At 68.9% G+C, this 15665-nt stretch carries 13 protein-coding genes; 6 read left to right on the forward strand and 7 right to left on the reverse strand.

Features of this window, described 5'->3' with window-relative positions; genetic code table 11:
- The first annotated feature begins 504 nt into the window (after positions 1–504).
- Positions 505–954 carry a PTS sugar transporter subunit IIA gene (locus ABT115_RS27945; protein WP_351795371.1) on the forward strand — a complete coding sequence of 150 codons (450 nt, stop codon included), beginning with the start codon at positions 505–507 and terminating at the stop codon, positions 952–954.
- A 76-nt stretch (positions 955–1030) separates the two neighbouring features.
- On the forward strand, positions 1031–2701 hold the full coding sequence (ptsP, locus tag ABT115_RS27950) for a phosphoenolpyruvate--protein phosphotransferase (protein ID WP_351795373.1): 1671 nt from the start codon (positions 1031–1033) through the stop codon (positions 2699–2701).
- Between the two features lie 61 nt (positions 2702–2762).
- Here ptsP and ABT115_RS27955 read toward each other — a convergent pair whose 3' ends face one another.
- Together ABT115_RS27955 and ABT115_RS27960 are read right to left on the reverse strand one after the other, a co-directional pair.
- Positions 2763–3725 (reverse strand): DUF8829 domain-containing protein, encoded by a 963-nt coding sequence (locus ABT115_RS27955; RefSeq protein WP_351795376.1) that lies wholly within the window; start codon positions 3723–3725, stop codon positions 2763–2765.
- 41 nt (positions 3726–3766) lie between these two features.
- Entirely contained in the window at positions 3767–5743 is a 1977-nt protein-coding gene (locus ABT115_RS27960) for an acetoacetate--CoA ligase (protein WP_351795379.1), read from the reverse strand.
- 223 nt (positions 5744–5966) lie between these two features.
- On the opposite strand from ABT115_RS27960, the gene ABT115_RS27965 reads away from it, so the two are divergent.
- On the forward strand, positions 5967–8318 hold the full coding sequence (locus ABT115_RS27965) for a glycoside hydrolase family 31 protein (RefSeq protein WP_351795382.1): 2352 nt from the start codon (positions 5967–5969) through the stop codon (positions 8316–8318).
- Positions 8319–8354: 36 nt separating this feature from the next.
- Here ABT115_RS27965 and ABT115_RS27970 read toward each other — a convergent pair whose 3' ends face one another.
- Entirely contained in the window at positions 8355–8897 is a 543-nt protein-coding gene (locus tag ABT115_RS27970; protein ID WP_351795385.1) for an NUDIX domain-containing protein, read from the reverse strand.
- Positions 8898–8953: 56 nt separating this feature from the next.
- Here ABT115_RS27970 and ABT115_RS27975 point away from each other — a divergent pair, with 56 nt between their 5' ends.
- Together ABT115_RS27975 and ABT115_RS27980 are read left to right on the forward strand one after the other, a co-directional pair.
- The gene (locus ABT115_RS27975; protein ID WP_351795387.1) at positions 8954–9760 is read left to right on the forward strand and encodes a M15 family metallopeptidase; all 807 of its coding nucleotides are present in this window, start codon (positions 8954–8956) and stop codon (positions 9758–9760) included.
- Between the two features lie 113 nt (positions 9761–9873).
- Complete coding sequence (locus tag ABT115_RS27980; RefSeq protein WP_351201455.1) at positions 9874–10221, forward strand: Mpo1-like protein; 348 nt, start codon at positions 9874–9876, stop codon at positions 10219–10221.
- A 197-nt stretch (positions 10222–10418) separates the two neighbouring features.
- Here ABT115_RS27980 and ABT115_RS27985 read toward each other — a convergent pair whose 3' ends face one another.
- The 4 genes from ABT115_RS27985 to ABT115_RS28000 are packed head-to-tail and all read right to left on the reverse strand — an operon-like array spanning position 10419 to position 14774.
- The gene (locus ABT115_RS27985) at positions 10419–11024 is read right to left on the reverse strand and encodes a GTP-binding protein (protein ID WP_351795390.1); all 606 of its coding nucleotides are present in this window, start codon (positions 11022–11024) and stop codon (positions 10419–10421) included.
- The gene (locus tag ABT115_RS27990; RefSeq protein ID WP_351795393.1) at positions 11005–11427 is read right to left on the reverse strand and encodes a DUF742 domain-containing protein; all 423 of its coding nucleotides are present in this window, start codon (positions 11425–11427) and stop codon (positions 11005–11007) included. Before ABT115_RS27990 ends, ABT115_RS27985 begins: the two co-directional genes overlap by 20 nt.
- A 9-nt stretch (positions 11428–11436) precedes the next feature.
- A complete protein-coding gene (locus tag ABT115_RS27995) occupies positions 11437–11880 on the reverse strand; it encodes a roadblock/LC7 domain-containing protein (RefSeq protein WP_351795396.1) in 444 nt (147 codons plus the stop codon).
- Positions 11877–14774: a sensor histidine kinase gene (locus ABT115_RS28000; protein WP_351795399.1), complete on the reverse strand. Its 2898-nt coding sequence runs from the start codon at positions 14772–14774 to the stop codon at positions 11877–11879. The genes ABT115_RS27995 and ABT115_RS28000 overlap by 4 nt, the downstream gene beginning before the upstream one ends.
- A 402-nt stretch (positions 14775–15176) precedes the next feature.
- On the opposite strand from ABT115_RS28000, the gene ABT115_RS28005 reads away from it, so the two are divergent.
- Positions 15177–15659, forward strand: coding sequence for a hypothetical protein (locus ABT115_RS28005; RefSeq protein ID WP_502969177.1), 483 nt, complete (start codon positions 15177–15179; stop codon positions 15657–15659).
- Positions 15660–15665 lie beyond the last annotated feature (6 nt).

The following is a 15665-nucleotide window of genomic DNA, read 5'->3' on the forward strand; positions in this document are numbered from 1 at the left end:
GGACGCTTCCTTTGTACTCACCCGCAGAACACTCTCTGGGGCTTTCCTCCGGGCTTTTCCCTTCGGTCTTGCGTTTCCGACTCTATCAGACTCTTACGTGTCCGATTCCCGGTCGAAGCGGCCCCCTGCGGAGCAGGAGAATTTTTACTGCGCTTTCCAGTTCCTCGCTTTCGCGATTCCCTTTCCGGCGAGTCCGACTCTATCAGGCCTTTTCATTTCCCTTGACCAACCTCCTGCAGGCATGCAGGTGCCGATCCGGGTTTAGAGTCAGGGCTTAAAAGTCGCCGCCGACCCCCGACTCAAAGTCGCGCTGGGGCCAGGCAGGAGCACGACAGTACAGGCCGCCGGGAGTCGAGGCAAATCGTTTCCGGTGCCCTTCTAAGGCCGCGAACCGTCGAGACTCGGGCCGAACCGGATCTTCTTATGATTTACCCTGCTGAACAGTACGCCGCCGCCCACAAGCTGTGACGGCGCCATTCGAGCTCCACCCCTGGGAGGTTCCCTATGACCACTGTGACGTCCCCTCTTGCCGGACGTGCCATCGGGCTCGCTGCGGTACCGGACCCGGTCTTCTCCGGCGCGATGGTGGGGCCTGGAACCGCCGTTGATCCCGTACGCGAGCCGTCCGAGGCCGTATCGCCGGTCGACGGCATCGTCGTCTCCCTGCACCCGCACGCGTTCGTCGTCGTGGACGAGCACGGGCACGGCGTTCTCGTGCACCTCGGCATCGACACCGTTCAGCTCAATGGTGAAGGCTTCGAGCTGCTCGTGAACAAGGGAGACACGGTCACGCGTGGTCAGGGCATCGTGCGTTGGGATCCTGCGGGCGTCGAGGCGGCCGGCAAGTCCCCTGTGTGCCCGATCGTCGCGCTGGAGGCCACCGCTGATTCCCTCTCCGACGTTCGCGAGGACGAGGACGTGAAGATCGGCGACACGTTGTTCGGTTGGCAGTGACGGACTCGGCGCAGTGACAGCCGACTGGATATCCACCGCGGAGGCACGGACCGCCGCACAACCGGGGACGGGTGAAATGGAGACAACGCTGCGAGGCGTCGGTGTGAGCCACGGAGTGGCGATCGGCGAGGTGCGTCATATGGGTACGGCGGTACTCGAACCGCCGGCGAAGCAGATCCCGGCCGAGGAGGGGGAGCGCGAACAGGGGCGCGCTCGCCAGGCTGTGGAGGCCGTGGCGGCCGATCTGATTGCGCGCGGCAATCTGGCCGGTGGCGAGGCTCAGCATGTGCTCGAAGCCCAGGCCATGATGGCGCAGGACCCCGAGCTGATGGCTGATGTGGAGCGGCGCATTGCCGTCGGCAGCACCGCCGAGCGCGCCGTCTACGACGCGTTCGCCGCCTACCGGGCGCTGCTCGCCAACGCCGGGGAGTACCTGGCGGGTCGGGTTGCCGACCTCGACGATGTGCGCAACCGGATCGTGGCTCGCCTGCTCGGTGTGCCGATGCCAGGTGTACCGGACAGTGACGAGCCCTATGTGCTGATCGCACGGGATCTCGCGCCTGCCGACACGGCGCTGCTCGACCCGGCTCTGGTGCTCGGCTTTGTGACCGAGGAGGGTGGGCCGACCAGCCACAGCGCGATTCTGGCGCGGGCGCTCGGTGTGCCTGCCGTGGTGGCGCTCCCCGGTGCCGGTGAGCTGGCCGAGGGCACGGTCGTCGCGGTTGACGGCAGCACCGGTGAGATCTTCGTCGAGCCCAGCATCGAGAAGCGTGCGGAGCTGGAGGGCACCGCTGCGGCGCGCAAGGCCGCACTGTCCGCTTCGACCGGTCCCGGTGCGACCTCCGACGGTCACAAGGTCCCGCTGCTCGCCAACGTCGGGGGGCCGGGCGACGTGCCGGCGGCGGTCGAGGCCGGCGCCGAGGGCGTGGGGCTGTTCCGTACCGAGTTCCTGTTCCTGGACGACAGCAAGCAGGCACCGTCCGAGGAGAAGCAGGTTGCGGCGTACCGGGCGGTGCTGGAGGCGTTCCCCGAGGGACGTGTCGTGGTGCGGGTGCTGGATGCCGGTGCCGACAAGCCACTGGATTTCCTGACTCCGGCGGACGAGCCGAACCCGGCACTGGGTGTGCGCGGGCTGCGGAGCCTGCTGGACCATCCCGGGGTACTGCGGACCCAGCTGACCGCGCTGGCGAAGGCGGCCGAGGGGCTGCCTGTCTACCTTGAGGTCATGGCTCCGATGGTGGCGGACCGTAAGGATGCGAAGGCCTTTGCCGACGCCTGCCGTGAGGCCGGGCTGCGGGCGAAGTTCGGCGCGATGGTGGAAATTCCGTCCGCCGCACTGCGGGCGCGCTCGATCCTGCAGGAGGTGGAGTTCCTGTCGCTGGGCACCAATGACCTCGCGCAGTACACCTTTGCCGCCGACCGTCAGGTGGGTGCGGTGTCCCGGCTGCAGGATCCGTGGCAGCCCGCGCTGCTCGATCTGGTGGCGCTGTCGGCGGAGGCGGCCATGGCCGAGGGCAAGAGCTGTGGTGTCTGTGGTGAAGCCGCCTCCGATCCGCTGCTCGCCTGTGTCCTGACGGGGCTGGGTGTGACGTCGTTGTCGATGGGGGCCGCGTCCATTCCCTATGTCCGCGCCACGCTGGCGAAGTACACGCTTGCGCAGTGCGAGCGTGCCGCTTCCGCCGCGCGTGCGACGGACTCCGCCGAAGAGGCACGGGTGGCGGCTCAGGCGGTGCTGTCGGGCGAGTAGCGCTGCGGCGTCCGTGGTGAAGGGGCTCCCCGCCGATGGTGACGGGGAGCCCCTTCGGCTGTCAGTGGTGTGATTCCGGTTCGTCCGCGCCGAGGTCGAAGCCCGCGCAGTACTCCACATGTGACTCCGGGGCGACCGGTTCACCGGTGTCGGCGTCGGTGCAATAGGCGCTGAAGACCTCACCGGCGGTGAGCGGGACCAGGCTGCCGCGGGCCAGCCGCCAGCCGTGGACCCGGTCCTGAGTGCCGGGGCTGGTCGTACGGAGTACGACTCCGCCGGGCTTTTCGAGGGCGATGCCGACGGCGAGCACCGTGACGAACTCGGCTCCTTCCGCTGTTTCGAGGCGGGCGGGTCCCGTGGTGTCGCACTCGGTGTGCAGGACGGCGAGCAGTTGCTCGTGCTCGGTGGGAGTGCTGCAGACGAGGTGGTGGGTGCCCGGGCCTGCCGTCTCCAGCATGCGCAGCAGCAGGTGGGAGGCCCGGTCGAAGGCTGCGCGGCCGATGTCCTGGCCGCACTCCGCACAGTCTCCGAGGCCGGCCAGGGTCATCGTGGCGTACTCCCAGGTGGCCCTGCGGACGGCTCGGTTGACCAGGAGCGGGATCAGCGTGTCGATGGGCTGCCCGGTGTACGCGACGGTGGCACCGGCTGAGGCGATTTCGGCGGTGAAGCGGCTGCGGCTGGCGGGAGCGTCGGGAACGATTCCCGCCTCGGTGCAGAACTCCGCGTACTCCTCCGGGTCGAAGAGTGCGACCGTGGCATGCATACCCTGCGCGGCGAGGGCTTTGAGCAGACCCTCGACCTGCTGCAGATAGACGGTGTGGTTGTCGAAGGTGAAGGTGCGGTAGCGCTGCATCGCCGCGAAGTCCCGCTCATCGGCCAGGAGGCCGATGGTGCTGGGTGCTTCGCGGCGCAGCCTACGTCGCATGGACATGCCGGACCGGCTGTACCCGGCGGTCGCGCTGTGCTTGGCGTGCTTGGTGTTCCTGGTGTGCGCCATGATTCCCCCCAGTGCGCTGTCGATCATTGCTCACTCAGAGTAATCAGGGGTACTGACAATGCGGAACGTCAGGCGCGCTTGCGAGCGAGGTCCTCGTAGAAGTGGAGGAGTTCGAGGTTGTCGATCGAGCCGGGATTGACCGCCTTCGCCAGGGCCGTGCCTTGCAGGAGGCGTTTGACCGGAACTTCGATGCGCTTGCCTGTGAGGGTGTGCGGGATGCCCGGGACCTCGATGACCTCGTCCGGGACATGACGCGGGGAAAGGTTCTCGCGGATGGTCTGCTTGATGCTGTTGCGCAGGTCGTCGTCGAGCACGGCGCCGTCGGCGAGGTGGACGAAGAGCGGCATCCAGTACCCGCCGTCCGGCTCCTCGATGCCGATGACGAGGGATTCGCGGATCTCGGGGAGCCGCTCGACGGCTTCGTAGATGTCGGAGGAGCCCATCCGTACACCCTGGCGGTTGAGGGTGGAGTCGGAGCGGCCGTGGATGACGACCGAGCCGTGTTCGGTGATCGTGATCCAGTCGCCGTGGCGCCACACACCGGGGTACATGTCGAAGTAGCTGTCGTGGTAGCGGCTGCCGTCGGGGTCGTTCCAGAAGTGGATCGGCATGGAGGGCATGGGTGCGGTGACGACGAGTTCGCCGACCTCGCCGATGAGCGGCTTGCCTGCGGGATCCCAGGACTGGAGGTCCGTACCGAGGCTCGGGGCCTGGAGTTCGCCGATGTGCACGGGGAGGGTGGGTACCGCGCCGGCGAAGCAGCTGCAGACGTCCGTGCCGCCGCTGACGGAGGCGATCCAGAGGTCCTCTGAGACTTCGTCGTGGAGCCAGCGAAATCCGTCGGGCGGGAGCGGGGAGCCGGTGGTGGCGACGCACTGGATGCGGGAGAGCTCGAAGTCGCGGCCCGGGTGGATGCCGGCCTTGCGGCAGGCCATGACATAGGCGGCGGAGGTACCGAAGAGGGTCGCTCCGGTCTGTTCGGCGACGCGCCACTGGGCGCTGATGTCCGGATAGCCCGGGCTTCCGTCGTACAGCACGAGCGTGGTCCCGGTGAGCAGGCCGGAGACGAGGAAGTTCCACATCATCCAGCCGGTGGAGGTGTACCAGAAGAACCGGTCGTCGGGGCCGAGGTCGCAGTGCAGGCCGAGCTGCTTGAAGTGTTCCAGCAGGATGCCGCCCTGGGACTGGACGATCGCCTTGGGGAGTCCGGTGGTGCCGGAGGAGTAGAGCACCCACAGCGGGTGGTCGAAGGGGACCTGTTCGAAGACGGGCTCGGTGTCCGCGGATGTGAGGGCGGACCATTCGAGGGCGCCTTCCGGGGCCTCGGTGCCCAGCAGCGGGATGTGGACGACGGCGCGCAGGGTGGGAAGTTCTCGGCGCAGCTCGGCCACCGTGTCGGAGCGGTCGTGTTCCTTGCCGCCGTAGCGGTAGCCGTCGACGGCGAAGAGGACGACGGGTTCGACCTGCTGGAAACGGTCGAGGACGCTGCGGGCGCCGAAGTCGGGGGCGCAGGAGGTCCAGACGCCGCCGACGGCCGCGGTGGCGAGGAAGGCGACGACGGCCTCGGGAATGTTGGGGAGGTAGGCGCTGACACGGTCGCCCGGTGTGACGCCGAGGGCGCGAAGCTCGGCGGCGAGCGATCCGACGCGGCGGCGGAGTTCGGACCATGAGATGGGGAGCTGGGTGTGGGTCTCGTCGACGTGGAGCAGGGCGGGAGCGTCCGCGCGCGAGGGGTCTTCCGCGGTGCGCAGGGCGTGTTCGGCGTAGTTGAGGGTGGCGCCGGGGAACCACTGGGCACCGGGCATGGTGCGGTCGCCGATGACGGACTCGTACGGGGTGGAGAACCGAACGTCGAACCAGTCGGCGACGGCCTGCCAGAACGTGTCGAGCTCATCGACCGACCAGCGGTGCAGGGCTGGGTAACCGCCGTCGGCCGGTGCTCCGTACCTTGCGGCCGCCCAGCTCTGGAAGCGGGTGACGGCTGCGGCCGCTATGCGGTCAGGGCCGGGCTGCCAGAGGGGGGCTTCGTTGGCTGCTGCGGTCATGGGGCGGCTCCCTGGCTGTACGGGTACGCGGGACGTGCGTGAGTCGCGCTCACAGGTGCTGGGGTGTACGCGTGAGGCGGCTTCTACGGACGATGCCATGTGATCGTCTTTCGCACCAGGGTTCGCCATACATGGTCGCGTGCCCGGATATGTGGTCCGGCCACGGGTGAACAGAAGTTGAACGGAGCCCGCACCCGCCCTGTCGGCTGGCAGGGTGAGCTGTATGAACGGTCGTGACCTGGTGCGCTCGGTGAAAATGTTCGGTTTGGTGCAGGAGCTGCGCACGGTGCGCTCCTCCCTGCGGCGTCGGAATGCGGATGCGCGGGCGCTGCCGCGGCGCGGTGCGGAGCGGGCGAGAGTGCCGGGGCTCTTGGTGGGGGCGGAGCCGGGGCCGGGCGGGGGTGTGGTGCGTTTCACGCGCTCGGAGTTGCGGATCCGGGTCGCGGCGGGCGGTTCGGTGTTCTGGGGCTGGGACGGGGCGGAGCCGTTGCCGTCGTACGCACTGGCCGGTGCGGCGCCCGAGGCGGATCCGCGGGCCGAGCTGGAACCGGACACGGACGGCGGCTGGCAGGTGGTCTCGGAGCGGCTGACCGTTGCGGTGTCGCGGCACGGGGCCGTGGAACTGCGTACTCCTGGCGGAGTTGTGCTCCGGCGCGAGCTGCCGCCGCGCTGGTGGGACCCGGTGGCGGGTGGTGCCGCTCGGTGGGTGCAGCGTTCCGAGGTGTCGGCGGACGCCCGGTTCTTCGGGCTCGGCGGACGGGCATCGGGGCCGCGTCTGCGGGACGGTGTGTACGGGCTGTGGAACACCGATCCGGGTGGGCACTTCGGGCCGGGTGACGATCCGCTCCAGCTGACGATGCCGGTGCAGGTGGTGGTCTCCGACGCGGGGACGCATCTGATGTTCCACGACAACACCTGGTCGGGGAAGGTGACGCTGCGCGAGGGCGAGGAGGGTGCGGGATCCGGCCATGACCGTCTGGGAATGTGTGAGGTGCGGATGGACGGGGGGCCGCTGCGCTGCTGGGTGATGGCCGGTACGCCGGCCCGGGTGCTGCAGGCCTGGACGGCGCTCACTGGTGCGGCGGCGCTGCCACCGTCCTGGGCGCTGGGTCCGCAGCACGCCCGTTGGGGGTTCGGGAGCGAGCGGGAGGTGCGGCGGATCGTTGCCGGGTACCGGGAGCGGGGGCTGCCCTTGTCGGCACTGCATCTGGACATCGACCACCTCGATGCGCACCAGGTGTTCACCGTCGACCGCGAGCGTTTTCCCGATCTGCCGGGGCTGGCGAAGGAGCTGCGGGAGGACGGGGTGCGGCTGGTGTCGATCGTCGATCCCGCGGTGAAGGCGGAGCCGGGGAATGCGGTGTTCGACTCGGGTACGGCGGTCGGGAGCAGCGGGGCGTTCGTCCGGGATGCGCGGGGGCGGGCGGTGCGTGGGGAGATGTGGCCGGGTGAGTGCGTGTATCCGGACTTCACCGATCCGCAGGTGCGGAAGTGGTGGGGCGGTCTGTACGAGGAGCGGCTTGCACAGGGGTTCTCCGGTGTGTGGCACGACATGAACGAGCCGGTGTCGTTCGCTGCGTTCGGGGATCCGACGCTGCCGCGATCCGCGCGGCACTGTCTGGAGGGCCGTGGGGGAGATCACCGCGAGGCCCACAATGTGTACGGGCTCGCGATGGCGCGTGCCGGGTACGAAGGGCTTCGTCGGCTGCGGCCGGAGACGCGTCCCTTTCTGTTCTCGCGTTCCGGCTGGGCGGGGATGCAGCGTTACGGAGGAACCTGGTCCGGTGATGTGGAGACCAGTTGGCCCGGGCTGCGGGCCTCGCTGGCGCTGGTGCTGGGGCTGGGGCTGTGCGGGGTGCCGTATTCGGGGCCGGATGTGGGCGGGTTCGACGGGTCGCCGTCGCCGGAGTTGTATCTGCGGTGGTTCCAACTGGGTGCGTATCTGCCGTTGTTCCGTACCCATGCGGCGATCGACGCGGGGCGTCGGGAGCCGTGGGAGTTCGGGCCACAAGTGCTTGAGCATGCGCGGGCCGCGCTGGAGGAGCGGGAGCGGCTTCGCCCGTACTTCGTGACGCTGGCGCAGCTGGCCCGGCTGACCGGTGCGCCGTATGTGCGGCCGCTCTGGTGGGGCGAGCCCGGGGAGCGTGCGTTGCGGGAGTGCGAGGACGCGTTCTTGCTGGGTGACGCGTTGCTGGTGGCGCCGGTGCTGGAGCGTGGTGCGGATCGCCGGGCGGTGCGGTTGCCGCGGGGGCGCTGGTACGACACGGCGACGGGTGAGGTGTACGAGGGGCCGGGGCAGGTATTGCTCGATGCGCCATTGTCGCGGGTGCCGGTGTTGGCGCGGGCCGGTTCGGTGCTGCCGGTGCGGGGTGCGGACGGGGGTGTGGAGCTGGAGGTGTGGGCTCCGGCCACGGAGCGTGGTGGGGGCGGTCTTGTGGTCCGGGATGCGGGCGACGGCTGGGAGCGGGCGGAGGTCGAGCGGTATACGTCGCGGCTGGTGGGCGGGAAGGTTCTGGTGGAGCGGGAGGGTGAGCAGGGGCTGGTGAACTACCCGGTGCGCGTACGGGGGTTGTAGGTCGGGTCGCGGTGTACGCGGGGGCCGTGGGGCCGGTCAGTGGTAGCCGCCTTCGAACCACCTGCGGGCGGCCCGGGTGTGCAGGGGGAAAGCGAGCTCGGCGGGTGTGCGGAGCAACTGGAAGCCGGAGGTCTCGTGGGTCGGCACGGAGGGCGTAAGGCCGGCCGCGGGGCGTTCCGGGAGCAGGCCGAAGAGGAGCAGGTGGCCGTCCGGTGCGCTGAGGGCGTCGGCGAGGCGGACGTCCTGTTCGTCTGCCTCGATGCCGGTCTCCTCACGGAGTTCACGTACGACTGCGTGTTTCCAGTCCTCGTCGTGGTCGATGAAGCCGCCGGGGAGAGCGAGACCTCCGCGCTGGGGCGGGATGGTGCGGGTGATGATGACGAGTCCGGTGCCGTCCCGGTCGGTGACGGGGAGCAGGGCAACGGCGACCGGCAGCGGATTACGGTAGGCGGTGCCGCCGCAGACGGTACAGGTGCGGGGCCAGGCCGTGGGGGACAACGAGGCGGCGTACAGCGCTCCGCAGCTGCCGCAGTGGGAGTCCTTGACGGGCTTCTCGGGGTTCCTCGTGGGCGCAGACACGCGCGGACTGTATCCGATCGCCTGCCGGGCACGCCGTACCGGTGGATTATGTGCTCATGACAGGCCTCGTTTCCACCCTCCGTGTCCTGGCAGTTGCTGCCGCCACCCTGCTCGCCGTCACTGCCGCCGCCCCCGTGGCGCAGGCGGAGCCCGAGCCGAAGGCCCCCGAGGAGTTCGTCGCGCTGCGTTCGTTGGATCCGACGATCATCCAGGAGATGCGCTACCCCACCGCACACAACTTCATGGGCGTGCCGGTGGACGGCTACCGCCAGCCGGTCTGCATCCTGACCCGGCCGGCGGCCCGCGCCCTGCACCGCGCGCAGACCCGATTGCTGAAGCAGGGCTACTCGCTGAAGGTGTACGACTGCTACCGGCCGCAGCGGGCGGTCGATCACTTCGTGCGGTGGGCGAAGGATCTCGACGACGAGACCATGAAGGGCGAGTTCTACCCCCGTGTCGACAAGGCGCAGCTGTTCGCAGGCGGTTACATCGCGGGGAAATCCGGGCACAGCCGCGGCAGCACCGTGGATCTGACGCTGGTGAAACTGCCCGCCGCGCCGACCGGGCGGTATCTGCCGGGCCAGAAGCCGGTGCCCTGCTATGCCCCCGAAGCTGACCGCTTCCCGGACAATTCCGTGGACATGGGCACGGGATACGACTGCTTCGACACGCTCTCGCACACCGATGACCCACGCATCCAGGGAACTCAGCGCGCCAATCGGCAGTTCCTGAAGAAGACGCTCACCGACGCCGGCTTTGTGAATCTGGCCGAGGAATGGTGGCACTACACCTTCAAGCCCGAACTGTTCCCGGACACCTACTTCGATTTCCCGGTGGCCAGGAGGTCCGTCGCGGGGCACTGACGTGCGCACTGAGAACGGACGGCCTCGACCACCCGGGTTCCGGCCGCCCGTTCTTCCTCGGCGGACGCGGATCCGCCATTTTCGGTTGCCGCTCAAGCCATTACGGTGCCCGTATGCCACAACAGACGTTCGATTCATACGAAGAGTTCTGGCCCTACTACGTCGCGATGCACTCCAGGGCCGCGACTCGCTGGGTCCATCTGACGGGCACCCTGACCGGGCTCGCGGTCACCGCATACGGCCTGGCCCGGGGGCGCAAGAGGTACGCGGCCGCGCTGCCCCTGATCGGGTATGGCACCGCCTGGCCCGCACACTTCCTGATCGAGAAGAACAATCCGGCCACCTTCGGGCATCCTGCATGGTCACTGCGCGGCGACATACAGATGATCCGGATGATGCTGGCGGGCCGCGACCGGGAACTGGCAGAGACCGCCGCCAAGTGGCTCGCCGACAACCGCTGAACGGCCGGCGGAACGTGCAGTGGTGTGGCCGGCGCGGACACCGTGCGCGGTCGTGAACAGCGCTTGCGTCAGCACCCTTGACGCACCGTCACACGAAGTGAAAAATCCTTGCCCAGTCAGGCGACAACGCCCGGCCCGCACCCCGGTCGGTGGGGGTGCGGGCCGCGTTCCTTGCGCTGTGTCCGCCAGGTGGGTCCCTACGTCGTCGCGGGCTCGCGGGGACGCTCCGCACGGGCCACCGCGTGCTCGACGACCGCCACCAGTACGTCCCGTGCGGAGGAGTGGTCGCGTGCGTCGCACATGAGCACCGGCACCTCCGGGTCGAGGTCCAAGGCCGCCTGCACCGTCTCGGTGGGGAACTTGTCCGCCCCTTCGAAGCAGTTGACGGCGACGGTGAACGGAATCGCGCGGCGCTCGAAGTAGTCGACCGCCGAGAAGCAGTCCGCCAACCGCCGGGTGTCGGCAAGCACGACCGCTCCCAGCGCGCCCTGGGCCAGTTCGTCCCACAGGAACCAGAAACGGTCCTGCCCCGGCGTACCGAAGAGGTACAACACCAGGTCCTCGCGAAGTGTGATCCGGCCGAAGTCCATGGCCACGGTGGTGGTGGTCTTCGCCTCCACGCCTGCCAGGTCGTCCACCGGGCGGCCCGCCTCGCTGAGTCTCTCCTCCGTACGCAGCGGCCTGATCTCGCTGACCGCGCCCACCAGAGTCGTCTTGCCCACTCCGAAGCCGCCCGCCACCAGGATTTTCAGGGTAACGGGCTCAAGGGGCCGCCTGTCGCGGCTAGAGCGCCCGAAGGCCATTGATCACCTCGCGAAGAATGTTCACGTCCGGCAACTCGGCCGGCGGAACGGGACGGGTTACGTGCACCAGCTCGTCCTCGACGAGATCACCGACCAGCACCCGGACCACCCCGACGGGTAGGTCCAGGCCGGCCGCGAGCTCGGCGATCGACTGGGGCATGTCACTGCAGAGTTCGACGATCTCCACGTGTTCCGGGGAGAGCATCTGGTCCCGGCCGGGATCGTCGGCTGCGGGTTCCGGGACAACGATCGCGATCAGGTCGAGCCGATGGCGGGAGGCGCTGCTGGTACGGCCCCGGGTCATCGCGTACGGACGGACCACAGGGCCCGCTTCGGCGTCGTACCAGCGCGATGCCTGTGGGTCCGTGGACATTGCCGGAGATCTGAAGGAGTCAGCGCTCATACCGTCCACTCACCCCCCGGCGGACAGACCGGTCGTCCGGGGGGCGTTGGCCAAATGGGCGCCGACGCGCTTGACCATCAGCGTCATCTCGTACGCCACCTGGCCGACGTCGGAGTCGGCGTCGGCCAGCACGGCGAGACAGCTGCCGTCACCGGCCGCCGTGACGAAGAGGAACGCCTCGTCGAGTTCGACAACGGTCTGGCGGACCCGGCCCGCGTCGAAGTGGCGTCCCACGCCCTTGGCGAGGCTGTGGAATCCGGAGGCGACGGCCGCCAGATGTTCGCTGTCCTCGCGGGTCAGGTCCTTGGACGTGCCGGTGGCGAGGCCGTCGCTGGAGAGCACCAGCGCCTTGTGGATGCTGGCGACCCGGTCGACAAGTTCGTCGAGCAGCCAGTTGAGGTGGCCTGAGCCCTGGCGTGCGGCGTTGGATGCTGCGGCGTTCGGTGCGGTCATCGGCCGTCCCCTCCCGGAGTGGTTCCTTGTGCTGTTTCACCGGGACCGGTCACGTCCTCGGCGTTCTGCCGACGGCCGCGCTGCCAGCCTCGCTGGAGCGAAGCCATGCGGCTGCGTACCTCGTCCGCATCGCGTTCGAAGTCCTGAGCCCGTTCCGTCACCGCCGACTCCGCATCGCGGCCGCCGGAGACTTCGCGAAGCTGCGGAGCGAGGCTGGCCTGCCTGATGCGCCGGGGCAGACCGCCCACGGTCTCCCGGGCCGCGCTCGGCGCTGCCTCAGGCGCGCGCTCGGCGGGTGTGGCGGACTCGGCGGGTTTCCGGAAGCCGGTGGGCTGCCGGGGTTCGGTGGGGTGCCGCGGCTCGGTGGGTCTGCCGGTGTCGACGGCGGAGGGCCACGGGACGGCAGCCGACAGCCTGATCCCGGTATCGGTGGTCGGACCGCCGGTACCGGCCTGACCGGGTGAGGAGCCGTGCTCGGCGGACGAGGGGTGGGCGCGGCCCGCCTCGTCGACCCGGCGTCCGTTGTCGGTGACCAGGGTCGGCGGCTTGCGGCGGGGCAGCGGCACCGGGCCGCCGGGGCGTATCGCCCGTACGCCGGCAGCGGACTCCTCCGCCTGGTCGGACGCCTGCTGGTGCTGTTCGCGGTCGCCGTCGCGCCGGAGGTCGCGAGCGCGGAAGATGCCGCCGTGTTCGCTCTCGGTGCCGTCGATGCCGGAAGCACCGCCCAGCAGGGGTCCGAGCAGCGGATCGAGTACGGGGTCGCGCTCCAGGTCCAGCGCTCCTACGGGTCCTTCGAGCTCGACGGGCCCGTCCAGGAGGGCCGGGTCCACGAGGTCGGTGGGGACGGGGGCGAGGCCGGAGGGCCTGCCGGTGGCGCGGCGGTCCGGCGCACCGTCCCTGCGGTCCTTGTCGCGGCCCGGTCCTTGGCCGCCTGCCCTTCCGCCACTGCCGATCGCCTTCTCTGACCGTCGGTCGAGGCGGAAGCCGGTGCCGTATGTCTCCGGAGCGTCGGTGAGCAGCGCCGCCGGGATGAAGACGACGGCGGTCGTGCCACCGTACGGAGAGGTCTGCAGCGAGACACGGACGTTCTGCCGCTGAGCGAGGCGGCTGACCACGAAGAGACCGAGCCGGTCGGTGTCGGAGAGTTCGAACTCGGGGGTCTCGGCGAGTCTCAGGTTGGCATCGAGGAGGACGTCGGGAGCCATGCCGAGGCCACGGTCGTGGATTTCGAGCGTGAAGCCGTTGGAGACGCGTTCGCCGTGCACCTGGACCGCGGTGTGCGGCGGCGAGAACACGGAGGCGTTCTCCAGGAGTTCGGCGATCAGATGGGTGAGGTCGGCGACGGCGGGGCCGCCCACACCGATACGGGGCAGCCGGCGGACCTCGATCCGCTCGTAGTCCTCGACCTCGGCGACCGCTGCCCGGACCACGTCCATCAACTGGATCGGCTTGCGCCACTGACGGGACGGTGCGGCACCGGAGAGGATCACCAGGCCCTCGGCATGACGTCGCATGCGGGTGGTCAGGTGGTCGAGGCGGAAGAGGTCCGCGAGTTCATCGGTGTTCTCGGTGCGGCGCTCCATGGCGTCGAGGAGCGTCAACTGCCGGTGCAGCAGCACCTGGTTCCGGCGGGCGAGATTGACGAAGACCTCGGACACCCCACGGCGCATGTCCGCCTGCTTGACCGCGGCTTCGACGGCAGCCCTTTGCAGGGTGTTGAGCGCCTGGCCGACCTGGCCGATCTCATCCGGTTCGTACTGAAGACGCGGTGCCTCGGTCTCGACATCGACCTGTTCACCCGCGGCGAGGCGGCGCATCACGCTCGGCAGCCGTACGCCGGAGACCTCATGGGCGTCCTTGCGAAGCCGGGAGAGGTCACGGATGAGCTCACGGCCGATGCGTACGGAGACGAACACCGAGGTGAGCAGGGCGAGGAAGCCGAGGACACCTGCGACGCCGGCCTTGATCAGGATGTTGTAGCCGGCGGGCTTGCCGCGGTCCTGGAAACGGTTGTTCATCTCGGTGGAGTCGTTGGCCAGCCGGTCCAGGACCGGCGCGGCCACCTCCTGCCAGCGTTCGGCGTCGACTCGCGGGTCCTGGGTGGGACCGCCGCTGATGAGGGCTTTCTCCGCGGTCCTCAGTGCTTCGCTGTCCGGGCTCGCCCAGTACTGCTGCACGCGTTGGCGCTCCAACGAGGGAAGCATCTCCCCATTGATCTCGTAGAGCAGCTTGCGATTGGCGACGAGGTCGGAGATCTGGCGCAGTTCGGAAGCGGTGAGACGTCCGGCGATGAGTGACGAGGCGACCAGAGCGTCTTCGCGGGAGAGCATTTCGCGGGCTCGTGAGATGCCGGCGAGTGCGCGGACCTGCTTGTCCATCGACACGTTCTCCATCGTGCGGAGACCAGTCAGGAAGCGGTAGCAGGGGTCAATGAGACGCTCGTAGAACTCCATCGCCTTGAGGCGGTCGATGGTACGTTTCTCGACCGAATCGCGGAGTGCGCCAAGCCCCTCGACCGTGCCGAGAACCGAGTTCAGCTGCGTTTCGTCCTCGGGCCGCAGTGCGTCGCGAATGTCCTTCTGCCGTGCGCTGTCCTGGACGTCGGCCACGACACGGTCGGTGGCTGCCCGTTGGCGCTGCAGAAGCGGCAAAGCGTTGGAGGCTCGGGGGTCGGCGAGGAAGACAAGGGTCTGACGACGCTCGTCCTGAATGGCGCGGACGGTGTCTTCCAGAGGATGACCGACCTTCTCCACGATGGTGTTCGCGCTCATCAGGTGGCCGGCCTCGCGCCCCGTCAGGAAGGTGGCGAAACCCCAGAGTCCGGTGAGGGAGACGAGCGGCACCAGCAGCAACGCCACGATCTTCCTGCGGATGGACTTCCCGCGAAAGCGCATGGCCTCCTCCAGCCCGGCCCCGCGGGGCGGTGGTCGTGTTCCGTCAACAAACGGCGCGAGCCTACTACCGACAGAGAGGCAACCCGAAGGGATGTCCGGACGATTTTCAGCCGCACTACCCAGTGTTGATCATGAGTTACCTCGGTATTCCGGGCACTGAAATTCGCGAAGGTGGCAGAAGAGACCTGTCAGAGCATCACACTGTTCGGTAGGGCAGTTGGCTGGAATTCTTCGTTCGGTGACGGATCCAGGGAATCTTCACAGCTGATCAGTCGTCTCTCTGTACGAGTCAGGGGGAACACGGGGAGCGCTCAGGGCAGGACGGTCCGTCCCCCCTGCGTAGAAGCGGCGCATGCCGGGCAGCAACCCTGAAGTCGGACACTGCTGGGGAGTTGAGAGTCCTTGGATACGGAAGAGCGTCGGAGTCCTGTGTCGTCGGCATCGGCTGCGGCGGTGGCCTCGGCGGCGACCGGCGGGGCGGAGATCCCGCGCCAGCAGCACCGGCAGCTCTGGGTGGAAGAGCCTGCGACACGACGACCGATGCCGGACCCGGTACGTAGGGCGGCCGTGCGTGCCGTGCTCATCATGTCGCTGACGATCATCCAGGCCATGGTGGCGTTCCTGTGCACGCTGACGGGGTCCTGGCTCGCCTTTCCGATGGTGCTGAGCAGTGTGGGCAGCACGGTGGCCGCGACCTGGTCGGTGCTGGATGTGTGGGTCACCCGACAGGTCTGGAATCAGCGCAATGGCGTGGTGTCCGCGCCGAGCAGTTCGGCGCGGCAGTTGCGCCGTGAGCGGCGCAGAGCCCGGCGGGCTGCGCGGACCGCGCAGCGGGATGATGCGCGGATACGCAGGCGGGACGCTGGCAACCTCTCGCGGGCCTGAGAGACT

It is taken from the genome of Streptomyces sp. NPDC001832 (assembly GCF_040297265.1).
Lineage (GTDB): Bacteria > Actinomycetota > Actinomycetes > Streptomycetales > Streptomycetaceae > Streptomyces.

What these genes read in the sequence shown, in the direction of transcription:
- ABT115_RS27945 (WP_351795371.1), top strand. Translation starts at nt 505, where the DNA reads ATGACCACTGTGACGTCCCCTCTTGCCGGACGTGCCATCGGGCTCGCT.
- ptsP (WP_351795373.1), top strand. Translation starts at nt 1,031, where the DNA reads ATGGAGACAACGCTGCGAGGCGTCGGTGTGAGCCACGGAGTGGCGATC.
- ABT115_RS27955 (WP_351795376.1), bottom strand. Translation starts at nt 3,725, where the DNA reads ATGATCGACAGCGCACTGGGGGGAATCATGGCGCACACCAGGAACACC.
- ABT115_RS27960 (WP_351795379.1), bottom strand. Translation starts at nt 5,743, where the DNA reads ATGACCGCAGCAGCCAACGAAGCCCCCCTCTGGCAGCCCGGCCCTGAC.
- ABT115_RS27965 (WP_351795382.1), top strand. Translation starts at nt 5,967, where the DNA reads ATGAACGGTCGTGACCTGGTGCGCTCGGTGAAAATGTTCGGTTTGGTG.
- ABT115_RS27975 (WP_351795387.1), top strand. Translation starts at nt 8,954, where the DNA reads ATGACAGGCCTCGTTTCCACCCTCCGTGTCCTGGCAGTTGCTGCCGCC.
- ABT115_RS27980 (WP_351201455.1), top strand. Translation starts at nt 9,874, where the DNA reads ATGCCACAACAGACGTTCGATTCATACGAAGAGTTCTGGCCCTACTAC.
- ABT115_RS27985 (WP_351795390.1), bottom strand. Translation starts at nt 11,024, where the DNA reads ATGGCCTTCGGGCGCTCTAGCCGCGACAGGCGGCCCCTTGAGCCCGTT.
- ABT115_RS27990 (WP_351795393.1), bottom strand. Translation starts at nt 11,427, where the DNA reads ATGAGCGCTGACTCCTTCAGATCTCCGGCAATGTCCACGGACCCACAG.
- ABT115_RS27995 (WP_351795396.1), bottom strand. Translation starts at nt 11,880, where the DNA reads ATGACCGCACCGAACGCCGCAGCATCCAACGCCGCACGCCAGGGCTCA.
- ABT115_RS28000 (WP_351795399.1), bottom strand. Translation starts at nt 14,774, where the DNA reads ATGCGCTTTCGCGGGAAGTCCATCCGCAGGAAGATCGTGGCGTTGCTG.